This window comes from Streptomyces olindensis (genome assembly GCF_040645895.1).
Taxonomy (GTDB): domain Bacteria; phylum Actinomycetota; class Actinomycetes; order Streptomycetales; family Streptomycetaceae; genus Streptomyces; species Streptomyces olindensis.
The window spans coordinates 23,666-39,626 of the sequence record NZ_JBEYZD010000007.1 but is presented as its reverse complement, the minus strand read 5'-3'; the positions used below and the strand labels follow the sequence as shown (position 1 = coordinate 39,626).

The window sequence follows — 15,961 nt, the reverse complement described above, 5'->3', positions numbered from 1 at the left end:
CCACCCCGGGTGACCCGGGCCCGTCCGGCGGCCCGGCATCACCGGTGCGCCGGGCGCCCCACGAGCGCGCCGAGGGCCCGCAGCACCGGGGAGCGGCCCGCCCGCGGGACGGTCCACAGCACCTGACCGCCCACGCCCCACCGGGCGAGCAGGGCGTTGGCCGCCAGGAAGCCGGTGGTGGCGGCCCGTTCCATCAGGGCCACGGGCAGGTCGCAGCGGACTCCGTCGCCGGCCAGGGCCAGCCACGGGTGGGGGGTCGTCACGGTGGGACGCCGGTGGTGTGTGCCCACCAGGAAGAGCGGGCAGTCCGAGCGCCACTCGTGCCGGGCGTCGACGACCCGCGCCGCTCGGGTCTCCGGGTACACCCGCCCCAGCTGTTCGAGCAACTCGTGCTGCACCCGCTCCGGTTCCGCGCCGTCGGGGACCGCGTAGGCGTGCAGTTCCACCACCGACCCCGCGTTCTTCCCGGCCCAGCCGGCGGCCTCCCCTTCGTAGCGTTCCAGGACGCTGATGTTGTCCAGGCCGCCGTACCCGCTGGTGCCGAGGAAGCCGGGGCGGTCGGCGCGGACCGGCCGGTCGAGCCAGAGCCGGGAGACGAGGAACGGCGGGGCGGTGCGCAGGGCGGCGATGTCGTCGCGCCAGGCGCCGGTGCCCAGGCCGGGGGAGCCGGCGACGACCTGCCGCAGCCCGCCGGTGTCCAGGGCGAGCACCACCGCGTCGTGCCGGTCGGTGCCGGTGCCGGTGCGCACCTCGGCTCCACCGGGGCCGGCAGGGCGCACGCCGTGTACGGCGGTCCCGGTGCGGACGTCCGTGCCGAGCCGCCGGAGATACGCCCCGAGCGGCTCCCACAGGGCCTGCGGGAAGGGCTCGTCGGGCACGTCGAACAGCAGCCCTTCCGCCGAGCCGAGGAAGTAGATGTGGAACATCAGCATCAGTTCGGCGGCGGACAGTTCGCGGGGGTCGGCGAAGAAGCTGCGGGAGAACACCTCGAACGCCAGATGGTGCGCTGCCTCGGGGAAGCGGACGCTCCGCAGGAAACCGGCCGCGCTGACCCGGTCGAACCGCGCGTACACCTCCGGCACGCGCACGTCCAGCAGCGGCAGCGCCGCCCGGGCGTCCAGCGCGAGGAGGTCACGCCAGCCGAAGGCCGGGCTGAGGGCGACGAAGCCGAGCGCGCTGAACGGCGGGGTGCGCGGGACGCGGGCGAAGCTGTCGGTCAGGCCACCGCTGTGCCGCAGCGGGTAGTCGGGCAGCGGGGTGAGGCGAGCGAGGGCGGGATCGGTCCGCCGCAGCAGGCCGCGCAGGTTGTAGTACTGGCGGAAGAAGGCGTGGAAGCCGCGGCTCATCGTCACCTCGGAGCCGTCCGCGAGCCGGGTGCGATGCCCTGCGAGGCGGCCGCCCAGCGACTCCTCCCGCTCGTAAAGGATCACCCGGGCGCCGCGTTCCGCCAGTCCGGTGGCCGCCGCGAGACCGGCGATCCCGCCGCCCACCACGGCGACCGAGGGCGCGTCGCCGGGCGAGAAGCGGTCCCGGCCGGGGGCGGGCAGCAGGATCTCGGCCTTGCGGTCGCGGCCGCGCCGGACGGTGCCGGTGCTCATCGGGTGTCCTCCGCTGCCGTCCCGGAGCCGTTGCGGGCGACGAACGTGTGGGTGATGCCGGTCTGCCACCCGGGGAGGGGCAGGGCGCGCGCGTCCGTGAACCCGGCCCGGGCCAGCCGGCCGGTGAAGACGGGGGCCGTGTCGAAGGCCAGGACGCTGCGCCACAGGTGGCGGTAGAGGGCCCGGTCGCCGGTGAGGGTGCCCGCCGGGATGATCACGCCCTGGCAGACGGCGGTCCACAGCGCACGGTGGGCAGGTGATCCCCCGAGGCTGTACTCGTGGACGGCGAGACGCCCGCCCGGCCGCAGCAGCGTCCGCACCGTACGCAGCACGCCGTCCGGGTCAAAGACGTTGCGGAACAGGTAGGCGGCGAAGACCGCGTCGAACGGGCCCTCGCCGGCCGTCGCGAGTTCCTCGGCGCTCAGGTGCAGGAACCGCACCCCGTCGGGCCACGGCTTGGCCAGCGCCCGCCGCAGCATGCCCGAGGAGGCGTCCACGGCGGTGATCCGGGCACGGGGCGCGACCCGCAGCAGGGCCCGGGTGGAGGCGCCGGTGCCGCAGCCGAGGTCCAGCAGCCGCAGCCCGGCTCCGTCCCCAGGTAGCCGCAACCGGCGGGCCGAGCGCAGCAGGTCGGTGCGGTAACCGGGGTTGAGGGCCGTGAGCCGGTCGTAGGTGCGGGACGCGTGGTCGAAGGCGCGTGCCAGGTCGTCGTCGCGCAGCAGGGTCATCGGGGGGTCTCTCCGGTTCGTGGGGCGGGGTGGGTGCGGCGGGGCAGGAAGGGCACTTCGAGCGCGGTGCGGAGCATCGGGCCCACCGGGGTGCGCAGCCCGATGCCCCACTCCTCACGGAGCGAGGTGGCGCCGTCCAGGAAGCGCAACAGACGGTGGGCCGGAGTCCGGCGGAACAGGTCCGTGAAGAACGCGGGTCCGTCGATCCGGCCCGTGTCCAGGGCCCGCAGCAGCACCGCGTCCATGAAGAGCGCCCGCCGGCCGTGCGGCGGGGGAGGGGTGGCGTGGCCGTCGCGCAGGGCGGCGACGGCCCGGCTGTGCCGCTGCACCGCGGCGAACGTGTAGCCGGTGGCCGGACGGGTCGCACCACCTGCCGTACCGATGCGGAACACGGACTCGCCGGCGCGCCGGGGGAAGCGGGCGTCGGTCATCGGGATCACACCCTGTTCCGCCGACTCCACGGTGAACGCGCCCAGTCCCAGGACTTCCCGCGTGTAGTGCCCGAGCGCCGTCTCGTACGCCGCGGTGGTCAGTGGCGCCCGGGAGAACTCGGTGTACTCGACGAGCGCACGGTCGGGGGCCAGCGGGAGGACGTAGCCGAAGGCGAGGCCGTGCCCCGGCTGGGGCACCCGGAAGTCCATCAGGTCGGCGACCGCCGGGTCGAACCGGTCGGCGCGGGTGCGCACGAACCAGCCGCGGAAGTGCTGCAGCAACAGCGTCCGGGCCGGTGGCAGGGCGCTCAGCGGGCGCGAGTCGAACACTCGCCGGGCACGCAGGGTCAGCGTTTGCCCGCCGGGTGCCGTGCAGCGGACCTCCGCGCCGCCGGGCACGTCGCGCACGATGTCCGCCGTCGCGCGCAGCAGCCTGCCCCCGGGCGCGGTGGCGAGCCGCGCGTGCACCAGCCGTTCGAAGGCCGTGGAGCGCACCATGCGGTAGCGCGACGGCGCCGGATCGACGGTCAGCGCACCGCCGTCCGGGCCGTGCACCCGCAGCAGCGGCCAGGTCGCGGCCACCGCCTCCTCGAAGTCGCCGGCGCCCTCCTCCCAGTAGCACCAGGTCCGCTCCGGCGGACGCCCGGGCCCGTCCGGCGGCTCCACGACGGTCACCGTCGCGGCACCGGTCTCGATCAGCCGGTACGCGAGACTCAGTCCGGCGGCACCGCCCCCGACGACCACCACGTCGGCCGTTCCGGCGGACCCCGGGCTCACCGGGTCCCGCCCCGGCGGGCCCGCTCACCGGGCACCCGGACACACGCCCCGATCACCACCACACCCCGCTCCCGCCATCGGTCCGACGACTCCGCCTGGTTCCCTTCACCCCTTCCGGCTGTCGGCCGTGTCCGGATGCAGCGGGCCGCGGCTAGGGGGTGTCCGCAAAGTCGCGTCGTCCGCCCGCAGGGCAGGCGGGACTTTGCGGACACCCCCTAGGGCGAGACGACCGACTCCAGGAGGGCGACGGCCTCCGCCAGCCCCGCCGGACGCGGCAACCCGGCCACGCTCCGGCCCGCCCACCCGGGCCCGATGGTCAGGACGACCGGTCCGCGGCGGGCGCCGCGCACCCCCCACTCCATCGCGGCCACGTGCTGGGCCAGCGGCCGGCTGGCGGTCGTACGGGACTGCGCCCACAGCGCCACCGCGGCCGGCCCGGTCCTGCGGACCGCCGTGACCAGCGACTCCACGGGCAGCGCGCCGCCGAACATGCGCACCGGCAGACCCCGTTCGGCCAGCGCGGCGGCCAGCACCTCCAGCGGCAGCGTGTGGTTCTCCCCCGGCACGCACGCGAGCACCGTCACGGCGCCCGTCCGGCCGGCGACCGCGCTGGGGGCGCCGCGCCGCAGCGCGCCGGACACGTGCCAGGACAGGAAGTGCTCGACCTCGACGTATTTCTCGCCCGAGCTCTCCCACTTGCGGCCGACCGCCTGGAGCGTCGGCATGATCACCTCGGTCCAGGCGGCGACCAGGCCGTGCTCGTCGATGGCGTCGCGCAGCAGTTCGTCCAGTGCGGCGGCGTCGAGGCGCAGGGCGGCGCGGGCGATGCCCTTGCACTCCTGGCGCACGTCGCCCAGGTTCAGCCCGCTGCCGGCGCGGCTGCGGCGGGCGGGGACAGACGGCCGCGGTGGCACCGCCGCGTCCGGTCCGGCGGAGGCCGCCCGCGGATCCGCCTCCGTGTGCTCCTTCGTGCCCGTCTCCGGGGCCGTCTTCGTGCCCGCCTCCGGGCCTGTCTTCGCGCCCTTCTTCGGGTCCGTCTTCGGGTCCGTTTCGCCGAGCACGGTGCGGGCCGCCTCCGCGGGAGGTATCCCGGTCGCCGTCAGGGCGCACATCCGCTCCAGCCGCGCCACGTCCGCGGCGGCCCACCGCCGGTGCCGGCCGCCGGCGTGCGCCTCGGGCCCGAGGCCGTAGCGGCGGTCCCAGCTGCGGACCGTGGTGGGCGCCACCCCAAGCCGCCTGGCCACCTCGCCGGTCGTCAGCCCGCCACCCCGCGGGGCCCGCTCGCCGCTCCGGTCGTGGCCGTCCCGTTCGTGTGCACCCATACCTCCGACTGTACGACGCACAAACGACGCAGGTTGAGTTGCGTCGATTGTGCGCCGAACACTGGCTACGAGCGCACGGTCGCCGCCGCACAGGGCGGCAGGGCGATGGGGCACACGGCCTTCCGCCCCCGCACGCGCCCGGCAGGAGGAACCAGGCCATGATCACCGACACACGACGCACCGCCTCCGCCCCGGCCGCGGAGGAGACGCGGTACGAGGAGGAACTGGCCCGTGGCCTGGTCGCCGCGGACGAGGAGGCGTTCGCCGCGATCTACCGGCGCTGGGGCTCGCTCGTCCACACCATGGCCACCCGGCTGCTCGGCGACACCCATGAAGCGGAGGACGTCACCCAGCAGGTCTTCCTCGGCGCCTGGCACGGACGGGCCGGTTTCCGCCCGGAGCGGGGCCCGCTGGGCGCCTGGCTGGTCGGCATCACGCGCCGCAAGATCGTCGACGCCCTGGCGGCCAGGACCAGGCGCCTGACCCTCCTCGACTCGGCCGCCCACGACGCGGGCCCCCCGGTACCCGACGAGGAGGCACCGGACCGGGTCCTGGACCGCGTGGTGCTCATCGACGCCCTGGCCCGGCTGCCGCGCCATCAGCGGGAGGTGCTCTGCATGGCCTTCTACGAGGACCTGACGCAGGCACAGATCGCCGAACGGACCGGCATGCCCCTGGGGACGGTCAAGAGTCACTCCCGCCGCGGGCTGCACCGGCTGCGCCAGGCGATCGAGACGGCCCCGGTCCGCGACACGGTCCCGGTCCGCGACACGGTCCCGGTCCGCGACACGGCCGCGTAACGCGTACCGCGAAGCGGCCGCCGCGCGCACGCATCCGAGGCGGACCGCGGACCCGAAACAGGACCGAGACCCCGCATCCCGCGGGACTCCGTTTCGAAGGAAAGATTTCTCATGACCTCTCACTTCCGTCTCGCTCTCGCCGCGTCGGCCGGTGCCTGCGCCCTGGCCCTCGGCACGACCGCACCCGCCCTGGCCGCCGACTCCGACAAGGCCATGGTGTCCGTCTTCCACGGCATCCCGGGGATGACGGTTGACGTGTACGCGGACGGCGACGAACTGCTCAGCGACTTCGAGCCCGGCACGGTGACGGACCCCCAGTCCCTCGCCGCCGGCACCTATGACATACAGATCTTCGAAGCGGGCAAGGGCCCCGAGGGCACCCCGGCCCTGGAGAAGAAGGTGGAGGTGCCCGAGGGCGGGAACGCCACGCTCGCGGCCCACCTCGATGCCGCCGGGAAGCCGCAGTTGACGGCCTTCACCGATGACGTGTCACAAGTCGACGCCGGCACGTCACGGTTGACGGTGCGCCATGTCGCGGCCGCGCCCGCCGTCGACGTCCGGGCCGGCGGACAGCCGGTCTTCAGCGACCTGACCAACCCGAAGGAGGACACCGCCGAGGTCGACGCGGGCACCGTCGACGCCGATGTGGTGCTCGCCGGTACGGACACCGTGGCCGTCGGCCCGGCCGACCTGAACCTGGCGGAGGGCACCGGCAACGTCGTCTACGCCTGGGGCAGCGCGGAGGACGAGAACCTCGCCCTGGCGACCCAGACGTTCAGCGGCATGGAGTCGGCGCCCCGCGCCGTCGACGCGGGCGGCAGCGGCGCCGCCGTCACCCCGAACTCCCCCGACGGGTGGCTCGCCTGGGCCGCCGCGGCGGGTGTCGTCCCGGTGACGGGCGCGCTGGTGGCCCGCCGGACCGCCGGCCGACGTGGCTGAGGGCACACGACGGCCGACCGGACGGACCGTGGCGGCTGCCGCCCTGGCAGCCGCCCTCGGCTTCGCGGCCACGCCGTCGGACCGGATCGCCCCTCCGCCCGACCTCGTGGCGGCGCCTGCGGAACGATCCGGGGCAGCGCCTATGGAACGACCTGTGGCCGCCTCCGCGGAACGCGCGGACGACGCCGTGACCCCGGTGGCCAGGCCCGCCGGGGCCCGGGAACCGCTGCCCCGGCGTGTCCTGGTGGCCGACGCCGGCCTGGACGCCCGGGTCGAACCGGTGGGCGTGACCGACCGGGGGGACATGACCGTCCCCGGCGACCCGTCGGTGGCCGGCTGGTACCGCCATGGCTCCGCGCCGGGCGACGACCGGGGCTCGGCCGTGCTCGTCGGGCACGTCGACACCGACACCGGCGAGGTCGGTGAGTTCGCCGCGCTGTACGACGTACGGCGGGGTCAGCGTGTCGAGGTGCGGCGCGCGGGAGCGGAGCCGGTGCACTACCGCGTCGTCTCGCGCGTCACCGTGCCGAAGGACGAGCTGCCGCCCTCGGTGTTCCGCCGCACGGGCGCCCCCGTCCTCACCCTGATCACCTGTGCGCCTCCCTTCCTCCCCGAGCGCGGAGGCCATCGGTCCAACCTCGTCGTCACGGCGGAGCCCGTCGGGCGCTGACGGACCCCGGAGTCCGACGAAGTGGAGGACGCAGTGGCCCACGTACAGCCCGCACATCTGGTGGAACTGGCGCTGGGGAACGCGGCGCCGGGCCGCGAACTCACCGGCGTCCTGCCGCACATCGAGGAGTGCGACCGCTGTCGCGACGAACTGCGGACGATGATCCGTGTAGTGACCGCCGCCCGCGGCGCACGCCTGGGCGACCTCCCGACCGCGCCCCCGGAACGCGTCTGGCGGCGGATCGCCCGCGAACTGGCCCACGACCCAAGGACGTGCCGGCCGCATACGGGAGGCACCGCCCCCCGCCCCCGCCGGAGCCCCCGGCACCGGCGTCCGAAGCCCGGATAGGGCGGGGCGCTCGACGCACCGACCTGCGACACGGGCAGACCGCGGCGCCCCCCGGCGTGCTAGGCGCCCTTCCCGCGTCCCTGCACGCTGCCCGTCACGGCCAGCACGGAGAGCACCACCAGCGCGGCGGCCGGGCCGAGCACCACCCAGGGGGCCAGTTCGGCGTACGGCTGGTTCTCCGACAGGAGGCGGCCCCACTCCGGGGTGGGCGGCTGTTCGCCCAGGCCCAGGAAGCCGAGGGAGGCCAGGACCAGGACGGTGGTGGGCAGCCGGAGCAGGGCGTTGCGCACCAGGGGCGGGACGACCGCGGGGAGCAGATGGCGGCGCATCAGGTGCAGGCGTCCCGCCCCGAGGGACACGGACGCGGCGATGTGGCCGCTCGCGCGTTCCTGCTCCAGCAGCGCCGCGGTCTGGGCGGCGTACGGGCTCCAGCCGACCACGCACACCGCGCAGGCCGCACCCCACACGGACGGCCCCGTCACGCCCGCGATCAGAAGCCCCGCGAGCACGGCGGGCAGCGTCGACACGACCTCGGTCGGGCCGGCGCTCGCCCGCGGTGCCATGCCCAGGAGGAGTCCGGTGACCGCGCTGACGGCCGTCACGACGAGGGCGACCCCGGCCGTGCGCAGCGCCCCGTGGCCCAGCCGGGCCAGCAGGTCCCTGCCCAGGGCGTCCGTGCCCAGGGGGTGGGCGAGGGACGGGGGCAGCAGCCGCGCGGCCGTGTCGACCTGGAGGGGGTCGCGCAGGAGGCCCGCCGTGACCAGCGCGAGCAGGGCGAGGGCACAGGCCGCGGTGATCCAGCGCAGGGAGCGCGGCACGGCCAGCGGCGGCCGGTGCAGGGCCGGCAGCGCGCCGTCGCGCAGGGGCCGGCCGAGGAGCGCGTGGCGCAGGGCCCGGATCAGGACACCGGCGCTCACCCCGAGCAGCACCAGGGCCAGAGTCGCCGTCTGCAGCACCGGGAGGTCCTGGGCGACGGCGGCCTCCAGGGCGAGCCGGCCGAGCCCCGGGATGTTGAAGATCTTCTCCACCGCGACCGCACCGCCGACCAGGGCCACGACGGTCGGCAGCAACTGCGGCAGCAGGCCGGGCAGGGTGCGGCGCACGGCGTTGCGGGCGATGCGGCCGGGCGGGAGTCCGACGGCGTAGGCCGTGCGGGCCCAGGGTTCGTGGAAGGCGGCGGGCAGGGCCTGGTCGAGCAGTCCGCCGAGCATCGCCCCCGAGGGGATGCCGAGAGCGAGCGAGGGCAGCACCATCGACTGCGGCCCCTCCCACCCGCTGGACGGGAACCACCCCCACCACACGCCGCACACCGTAGCCAGCACCGAGGCGAGCAGGAACTTCGGCAGCGCGGCCAGCACGGCGGCCGTGCCGCCCGCCCGGTCCCGCCACAGCCGGCGCCGGGAGCCGAGGACGACCGTACGGGCGCAGATCAGTCCGGCCACCAGGGCCGTGACCGCGAACGCGCCCAGCACGAGCGTCAGGGAGACCGACAGGGCGGTGGCCACCTGGGGCATGACCGGCTCCCCGGACACCCAGGAGACGCCCGCGTCCCCGTTCGGCAGGCCGCGCAGCCAGTGCGCGAGATGCGCGAGCGGTCCCTCGTCCAGCCCCAACTGCCTGCGTACGGCGTCCAGTTCCGCGGGGGTGGGGTTCTGGTCGGCGGAGCGGGCGCGCAGCACGGTGCGGGCCGGGTCCGCCCCGGACAGCCACGGCAGCGCGGCCACCGCGCCGAGCAGCGCGGCCCCGGCGAGCAGCCGGCCGGCCGCCGTGGGCCAGAGCAGGGGACGGGCGGAGGTGTGGGCGACGCTCACGGGGCCGGGGCCTACTTGAGGTGGGTGTCGACGTCGATCAGGGAGCGCTCGCGCGGGTCGAGGATCACGCCCTCGACGTTCTCGGCGATGCCCTGCACGGCCTGCTCGTGGACGAGCGGCACCACCGCGTCGGTGCGCAGGATCTCCGCCTCCGCCTTCATGATCTTCTCCTGGCGGCGCTCGGTGTCGCGCTCCCCGGCGGCGGCCCGGATGGCCTTGTCCACCGCGGCGTCCTTCAGGCCGGCGATGTTGTAGACGCCCTCGCTGGTGAAGTCGCTGGCGAGGTAGTCGACCGCGTCACCGGTGTCCAGGAGGGTCACCCGGGAGAAGACGAGGGCGTCGTACTTCCCGGCGAGGAGGTCGGACTCCATCTGCGTGTACTCGCGCACGTCCTGCTTCACCGTGAACCCGGCCTTCTCCAGCTGCTGCTGGAGCACGGTGGCGGCCTCGGGCAGCTCGGCCCGGTTGGTGTAGGTGGCCAGCCGCAGCGTCCTGCCCTTGGTCTCGCTCTTCACCCGGGCGGCGGGCGTGGCCGCGGCGCGGCCGGTCACCTTCACCCGCTTGTCGGCGGCCCAGGGGACGGCGGGGCCGAACAGGCCCTGGGCGGGGTCGGCGTAGCCGCCGAAGACGGAGTCGACCAGCGCGGAGCCGTCGACGGCCTCGCGGGCGGCGGCGCGCAGCCCGGCGTCGGCGAACAGGCCGCCGCGGGTGTTGAGGATCAGGCTGTCGGTGCGCACCGACGGGACCTCGTGCCGGGTCGCCTTGTCGAGCAGCTTCGCCTGGGCGGTGGGGATCCACTCGGCGATGTCGGTCTCGCCGCCGCGCAGCGCGTTGGCGCGGGCCGTGCCGTCCGCGATCCAGCTCACGTCGATGCCCGGGGCCTTCGCCTTGCCGCCCCAGTAGCCGTCGTAGCGGTTCAGCGTGGCCTTGGTCTTGCCGCTGAGCCGGGTGATCTCGAACGGGCCGGTGCCGGTGCCGACCGGGCTGACGGCGCCGTCCTTCGCGTACGCCTTCGCCGACAGGATCGCCAGCGCGGGGCTGGCCAGCCGCAGCGGCAGCACCGGGTCGGGCGACTTGGTGGTGAGGGTGACGGTGTCGGCGTCCTCGGCCTTGGCGGTGAGGGTCACGTCGCTCAGGACCCGGGGCTTGGGCTTGGCCGCGCTCGCGTGGTCGAGCGCGTTGACGACGGACTCGGCGGTGACCTTGGTGCCGTCCTGGAACTCGGCGTCGCGCAGCTCGAAGGTCCAGGTGGTGTCGCCGTCCTGCTTCCAGGACTTGGCCAGGGCGGGCTTGGCCGTGCCGTTCCTGTCCAGGGCGGTGAGGCCCTCGGCGACGGACAGCTTGCTCAGCACGGTGGCGTCGTTGCTGTAGGGGGAGAGCGCCTGGACCGGCGGCACGGCCAGCGCGACGCGCAGCCGCCCGCCCGATCCCGTCCCGGCACCCGTGCCGTCGTCGCTGTCGCCCGGTGCGAAGCAGCCGGCCAGCAGAGGGGTGAGGGCGAGCGCCGCTATGAGGCCGCGGGAGGTGGTGCGCATGTCGGGTCCTGTCGTGCGGGAGGTCGGGCATGCCGCTGGATCTTGATCGGCGGCGCCAGCATATAAGGGCAGCCTTACCGAACCCATCGCCGGGTGGATGAATTCTCAACGACTGGACGGTCCCGCGACCGAACCCGGCGCTATCGACCGACTGTTCGAGGTGTGTCATCGTGGGCGCCGGGCGGAGGTGAGTCGCATGACCGGCGCGGACCCGGGGCTGTTCGGCCCGAACTCGGTGACCTGGCAGACGCACGGCGACCCGATGATGTGGATCGCCGGCATCCGGGCGCTCTACCTCCAGGCGCTGCACCCGCGCGCGGTGCGCGGCGTCCTGCAGAACTCCGACTTCCGCCGGGACGCCTGGGGCCGGCTGCTGCGCACCGCGAACTTCGTCGGCACGACGACGTACGGCACCACCGAGGCCGCCGAGCGCGCCGGCGCCCGGGTCCGGAAGATCCACAGCATGCTGTCGGCGACCGACCCCGACACCGGCGAGCGCTACCCCGTCGACGAACCCGGCCTGCTGCTGTGGGTGCACTGCGCCGAGATCGACTCCTATCTGCACGTCCTGCGCCGGTCCGGGTTCCGCCTCACCGACGCCGAGGCCGACCGCTACATCGACGAACACCGGCAGAGCGCACGCCTGGTGGGCCTCGACCCGGCCGCCGTACCCGCCGACCGGGCCGAACTCGCCGAGTACTTCGAGAAGGTGCGCCCCGACCTGGCCGCCGGACCCGAGGCACGCGAGGTGGACGACTTCCTCCTCCGCCCGCCGACGCACCCGCTCCTCATACCGGCGCGCGAAGTGCTGTGGCGGCGCGTGGCACAACTGGCGTACGCCTCCCTGCCACCGTACGCCCACGAGCTGTACGGCAGACCGGCCCCCGCACCCGCCACCGTCACCCGGCAACTGCGCCTCACGGGTCTCCTGCTGCGCCGTGTTCCCGCACGTCTGCGCTGGCAACTCCCGCCCAAACACATCCTGCGCGCCATGGCGAGGCTCGGCCCGCACACGCGTCCGGCACCGTACAAACTCGGACGGTAGGCCGCCATACTGAGGGGCCACGGGGAGGGGCGGGCGAACAGCTACCGGGGGGAGCGTCGCGCGAGATGGGGGACAGCAGGCTCATTCACGGCCGGTACCGGCTGCTCGATCTGATCGGGCGCGGCGGCATGGGCGAGGTGTGGCGGGCCCGGGACGAGTCCCTGGGCCGGCTCGTCGCCGTCAAATGCCTCAAACCGCTGGGCCCCAACCACGACCACGCCTTCACCCGCGTGCTGCGCGAGAGGTTCCGCCGCGAGGCCCGGGTGGCGGCGGCGCTCCAGCACCGGGGCATCACCGTCGTACACGACTTCGGCGAGTCCGACGGCGTCCTCTACCTCGTCATGGAACTGCTCGACGGCCGCAACCTCAGCCAGCTCCTGGAGGACAACAAGCAGCACCCGCTGCCGGTCGCCGACGTCCTGGAGATCGCCGAGCAGGTCGCCGCCGCCCTCGCGTACTGCCACGAACAGGGCATCGTCCACCGGGACCTGAAGCCCGCCAACATCGTGCGGCTCGGCGACGGCACGGTGAAGATCTGCGACTTCGGCATCGCCCGGCTCGGCCACGACATCGGCTTCACGTCCCGGCTGACCGGCACCGGCATCGCCATGGGCACCCCGCACTACATGTCCCCGGAGCAGATCAGCGGCACCGAGGTCGACCAGCGCAGCGACCTGTACTCGTTCGGGTGCGTGCTCTACGAGATCGCCACCGGCGTCCCGCCGTTCGACCTCGACGACGCCTGGGCGATCCTCATCGGCCACCGCGACACCCCGCCCCGCCCGCCGCGCGAGCACCGCCCCGAACTGCCCGAGTACCTGGAGCGGGTCGTCCTCGACCTGCTCGCCAAGGAACCCGCGGAACGCCCCGGCGACGCCCGCGAACTGGCGCGGCGGATCAGCGGGCACCGGGCCGCACCGGCGTACGTGCCGACCGTCGTGGCGGCCGGGCCCGTTCCCGGGGCACCGGCCCGCGCGGGGCGGCTGCCGTCCTGGACCCACGGCATGACCACCGGACACAAGGCGGCGGGCACCGGGCTGCGCACCACACCGCCGGACCCGGCGGCCGGACTGTCCGGCGAGTGGATCGCACGGCCCGCCACCGGCCCCGTCGAGGAGCCCGTCCCCGAGGAACGGCCCACGCCGCCCCCCGAGGTCCTGACCGCCCTGGCCGGCCGGCACAACGCGGGCCTGAGCCTCGGCCGGCTCGGCCGCTGGGCGGAGGCGGGCGAGGTGCACCGGGCGGTCGCCGCCGAACGCGAGCACCTCCTCGGCCCCGACCACCCCGACACCCTCGCCAGCCGCTACGAGGTCGCCTTCACCCTCAGCCGCACCGGCCGCGCCCCGGACGCCCTGCGCGAGTACAAGCACGTCGCCGAGGCCAGGATCCGCACCCTCGGCGCCGACCACCCCGACACGCTCGCCGCCCGCCAGGAGATGGCCTATGTCCTCGGCCAGCTGAACCGGCCCTTCGACGCGCACCGCGTCTACACCTCCGTGCTCGCCGCCCGGGAGCGCACGATGGGCCCCGACCACCCCGACACCCTGCGCTGCCGGCACAACCTCGCCTTCAACCTCAGCCGCCTCGGCCGCCTGGAGGACTCCCACCGCATGGCCCGCGAGGTCGCCGCAGCCCGAGCCCGGGTGCTCGGCCCGGACCACCCCGACACCCTGGTCACCCGCTACGAGGTCGCGTACGCCCTCGGCCAGTTGGGCCGCTGGTCCGAGGCCCTGGAGACCTACCGCGAGGTCGCCGAGGCCCGCGGCCGGGCCCTCGGACCGGATCACCCCGACACCCTCGCCGCCCGCCACGAGATCGGCATCAGCCTGGGCCGCCTCGGCCGCAGCGCGGAGGCCCTGGACCTCTACGGCGCCCTGGCCGAGGACCGCGCCCGCATCCAGGGCCCCACCCACCCCGAGACCCTGCGCGCCCGGCACGGCCGCTGCGTCAACCTCGGTCGCCTCGGCCGCTGGGAGGAGGCCCTCGCCGAGTCCCGGGACGTCACCGCCCTGCGCGAGCGGGCCCTCGGCCCCGACCACCCGGACACCCTGGTCAGCCGCCGCGAGGTCGCCGTGGGCCTGGGCTGGCTCGGCCGCTGGGACGACGCGCTCACCGAATACCGCGGGGTGGCCGCTGCCCGCGAACGCGTCCTCGGCGCCGACCACCCCGACACCCTCGCCAGCCGCAACGACGAGGCGCACTGCCTGCAGCAGCTCGGCCGGGGCGCCGAGGCCGTGGCGCTGTACCGCAGAGTGGCGGCCCTGCGCCAGGAGCGGGCCTCCGGCGGGCAGTGAGGCCTTCCGGCGGACAGCGCCTGTGGCCGACCCGGATCACCCCGTGTTACGAAGAACCATGACCGCACCCCTGGGATCCCGCGCACACCGGACGTACGACGCCGTCATCGTCGGCGGCGGCCACAACGGCCTGGTCGCCGCCGCCTACCTGGCCCGGGCCGGCCGCTCCGTGCTGGTGCTGGAGCGACTGGACCACACCGGCGGCGCGGCCGTGTCCACCCGGCCCTTCACGGGGGTCGACGCCCGGCTGTCCCGCTACTCGTACCTGGTCAGCCTGCTGCCCAAGAAGATCGTCCGCGACCTCGGCCTCGACTTCCGGGTGCGCACCCGCACCGTCTCCTCCTACACGCCCGCCGAACGCGACGGCCGCCCCACCGGGCTCCTCGTCGGCGGCGGCGAACGGCGGACCAGGGAGGCCTTCGCCCGGCTCACCGGCTCCGACAGCGAGTACCGGTCCTGGCAGGACTTCTACGGCATGACCGGCCGCGCCGCCCAGCGGATCTTCCCCACCCTCACGGAGCCGCTGCCCACCCGCGGGGAACTGCGCCGCCGCCTCGACGACGAACAGGCCTGGAGGACGCTGTTCGAGGAGCCGATCGGAGCCGCCGTCGAACGGCACTTCGCCGACGACCTGGTGCGCGGCGTGGTCCTCACCGACGCGCTGATCGGCACCTTCGCCGACGCCCACGACCCCACGCTGAAGCAGAACCGCTGCTTCCTCTACCACGTGATCGGCGGCGGCACCGGCGCCTGGGACGTGCCGGTCGGCGGCATGGGCGCCCTCACCGACGCGCTGGCCGACGCCGCACGCGCCGCGGGGGCCGTCCTCGCCACCGGCCACGAGGCGCTGCGCATCGCCACGGACAGCCGGACGGCCGAGGTCACCTACCGCACGGCCGACGGCGAGGGCACCGTCGCCGCCCGGCACGTCCTGGTCAACGCCTCCCCGCAGGCCCTGGCCGACCTGACCGGCGACCCCTCGCCCAGCCCCGCCGAGGGCGCCCAGCTGAAGGTGAACATGCTGCTCAAGCGGCTGCCGAGGCTGCGCGACAGCTCCGTCGACCCGCGCGAGGCGTTCGCCGGCACCTTCCACATCGCCGAGGGCTACGAACAACTGGCCACCGCCCACGCCCAGGCCGCCGCCGGTGACCTGCCCGCCGCGCCGCCCTCCGAGATCTACTGCCACTCGCTCACCGACCCGAGCATCCTGGGCCCCGACCTGGCCGAGCAGGGCTACCAGACCCTCACCCTCTTCGGCCTGCACACCCCGGCGCGGCTGTTCGAGCGGGACAACGACGCCGTCCGCGAGGAACTCCTCAAGGCCACGCTCGCCCAGCTCGACGCCCACCTGGCCGAGCCCCTCGCCGACTGCCTGGCCACCGACGCGGACGGGCGGCCCTGCATCGAGGCCAGGACCCCGCTCGACCTGGAGCGGGACCTCGGGCTGCCCGGCGGCAACATCTTCCACCGCGAGCTGAGCTGGCCCCACGCCCAGGACGGCACGGGCCGCTGGGGCGTGGAGACGCGGCACGCGAACGTGCTGCTGTGCGGGGCCGGCGCCGTGCGCGGGGGCGGAGTGAGCGGGGTGCCCGGGCACAACGCGGCCATGGCGGTCCTGGAGGGCGGGCCGACTGAATCACTGCCCTCCTGAGGGGCACTCCGG

The 15,961-nt window shown here is 75.1% G+C and carries 13 protein-coding genes; 7 read left to right on the top strand and 6 right to left on the bottom strand.

The genetic code is table 11. The annotated features are described in order from the left end of the window. Positions 1–38 precede the first annotated feature (38 nt). The 4 genes from ABZ948_RS05920 to ABZ948_RS05905 form a co-directional block, all read right to left on the bottom strand. A complete protein-coding gene (locus ABZ948_RS05920; protein WP_359757628.1) occupies positions 39–1,598 on the bottom strand; it encodes an FAD-dependent oxidoreductase in 1,560 nt (519 codons plus the stop codon). Next, complete coding sequence (locus ABZ948_RS05915; protein WP_359757626.1) at positions 1,595–2,326, bottom strand: class I SAM-dependent methyltransferase; 732 nt, start codon at positions 2,324–2,326, stop codon at positions 1,595–1,597. The genes ABZ948_RS05920 and ABZ948_RS05915 overlap by 4 nt, the downstream gene beginning before the upstream one ends. Further along, on the bottom strand, positions 2,323–3,534 hold the full coding sequence (locus ABZ948_RS05910; protein ID WP_359757624.1) for an FAD-dependent oxidoreductase: 1,212 nt from the start codon (positions 3,532–3,534) through the stop codon (positions 2,323–2,325). The genes ABZ948_RS05915 and ABZ948_RS05910 overlap by 4 nt, the downstream gene beginning before the upstream one ends. A gap of 215 nt (positions 3,535–3,749) precedes the next feature. Next, positions 3,750–4,856, bottom strand: a complete 1,107-nt coding sequence (locus ABZ948_RS05905; RefSeq protein WP_359757622.1) for a MerR family transcriptional regulator — start codon at positions 4,854–4,856, stop codon at positions 3,750–3,752. 158 nt (positions 4,857–5,014) lie between these two features. Between ABZ948_RS05905 and ABZ948_RS05900 the strand changes: the two genes are divergently transcribed. From ABZ948_RS05900 to ABZ948_RS05885, 4 genes are all read left to right on the top strand, one after another. Next, the gene (locus tag ABZ948_RS05900; protein WP_359757621.1) at positions 5,015–5,656 is read left to right on the top strand and encodes a sigma-70 family RNA polymerase sigma factor; all 642 of its coding nucleotides are present in this window, start codon (positions 5,015–5,017) and stop codon (positions 5,654–5,656) included. Between the two features lie 111 nt (positions 5,657–5,767). Beyond that, positions 5,768–6,595, top strand: coding sequence for a DUF4397 domain-containing protein (locus ABZ948_RS05895; protein WP_359757619.1), 828 nt, complete (start codon positions 5,768–5,770; stop codon positions 6,593–6,595). A 154-nt stretch (positions 6,596–6,749) separates the two neighbouring features. Next, positions 6,750–7,265, top strand: coding sequence for a class F sortase (locus tag ABZ948_RS05890; protein ID WP_359757617.1), 516 nt, complete (start codon positions 6,750–6,752; stop codon positions 7,263–7,265). 33 nt (positions 7,266–7,298) lie between these two features. Further along, positions 7,299–7,613, top strand: coding sequence for a hypothetical protein (locus ABZ948_RS05885; RefSeq protein ID WP_359757615.1), 315 nt, complete (start codon positions 7,299–7,301; stop codon positions 7,611–7,613). A 59-nt stretch (positions 7,614–7,672) separates the two neighbouring features. Here the strand turns inward: ABZ948_RS05885 and ABZ948_RS05880 are convergent, their stop codons facing one another. Next, on the bottom strand, positions 7,673–9,424 hold the full coding sequence (locus ABZ948_RS05880) for an ABC transporter permease subunit (protein ID WP_359757613.1): 1,752 nt from the start codon (positions 9,422–9,424) through the stop codon (positions 7,673–7,675). A gap of 11 nt (positions 9,425–9,435) precedes the next feature. Further along, complete coding sequence (locus ABZ948_RS05875) at positions 9,436–10,959, bottom strand: ABC transporter substrate-binding protein (RefSeq protein WP_359757611.1); 1,524 nt, start codon at positions 10,957–10,959, stop codon at positions 9,436–9,438. A gap of 196 nt (positions 10,960–11,155) precedes the next feature. Here ABZ948_RS05875 and ABZ948_RS05870 point away from each other — a divergent pair, with 196 nt between their 5' ends. From ABZ948_RS05870 to ABZ948_RS05860, 3 genes are all read left to right on the top strand, one after another. Continuing rightward, complete coding sequence (locus ABZ948_RS05870) at positions 11,156–12,004, top strand: oxygenase MpaB family protein (RefSeq protein ID WP_359757609.1); 849 nt, start codon at positions 11,156–11,158, stop codon at positions 12,002–12,004. A gap of 65 nt (positions 12,005–12,069) precedes the next feature. Next, entirely contained in the window at positions 12,070–14,298 is a 2,229-nt protein-coding gene (locus ABZ948_RS05865) for a serine/threonine-protein kinase (RefSeq protein ID WP_359757607.1), read from the top strand. Positions 14,299–14,356: 58 nt separating this feature from the next. Next, complete coding sequence (locus ABZ948_RS05860; RefSeq protein WP_359757605.1) at positions 14,357–15,949, top strand: phytoene desaturase family protein; 1,593 nt, start codon at positions 14,357–14,359, stop codon at positions 15,947–15,949. The last annotated feature ends 12 nt before the right edge of the window (positions 15,950–15,961 follow it).

Bases quoted from the DNA above. Each gene is read 5' to 3' on its own strand.
- ABZ948_RS05875 (WP_359757611.1), bottom strand. From the start codon at position 10,959: ATGCGCACCACCTCCCGCGGCCTCATAGCGGCGCTCGCCCTCACCCCT.
- ABZ948_RS05870 (WP_359757609.1), top strand. From the start codon at position 11,156: ATGACCGGCGCGGACCCGGGGCTGTTCGGCCCGAACTCGGTGACCTGG.
- ABZ948_RS05900 (WP_359757621.1), top strand. From the start codon at position 5,015: ATGATCACCGACACACGACGCACCGCCTCCGCCCCGGCCGCGGAGGAG.
- ABZ948_RS05895 (WP_359757619.1), top strand. From the start codon at position 5,768: ATGACCTCTCACTTCCGTCTCGCTCTCGCCGCGTCGGCCGGTGCCTGC.
- ABZ948_RS05905 (WP_359757622.1), bottom strand. From the start codon at position 4,856: ATGGGTGCACACGAACGGGACGGCCACGACCGGAGCGGCGAGCGGGCC.
- ABZ948_RS05860 (WP_359757605.1), top strand. From the start codon at position 14,357: ATGACCGCACCCCTGGGATCCCGCGCACACCGGACGTACGACGCCGTC.
- ABZ948_RS05915 (WP_359757626.1), bottom strand. From the start codon at position 2,326: ATGACCCTGCTGCGCGACGACGACCTGGCACGCGCCTTCGACCACGCG.
- ABZ948_RS05920 (WP_359757628.1), bottom strand. From the start codon at position 1,598: ATGAGCACCGGCACCGTCCGGCGCGGCCGCGACCGCAAGGCCGAGATC.
- ABZ948_RS05865 (WP_359757607.1), top strand. From the start codon at position 12,070: ATGGGGGACAGCAGGCTCATTCACGGCCGGTACCGGCTGCTCGATCTG.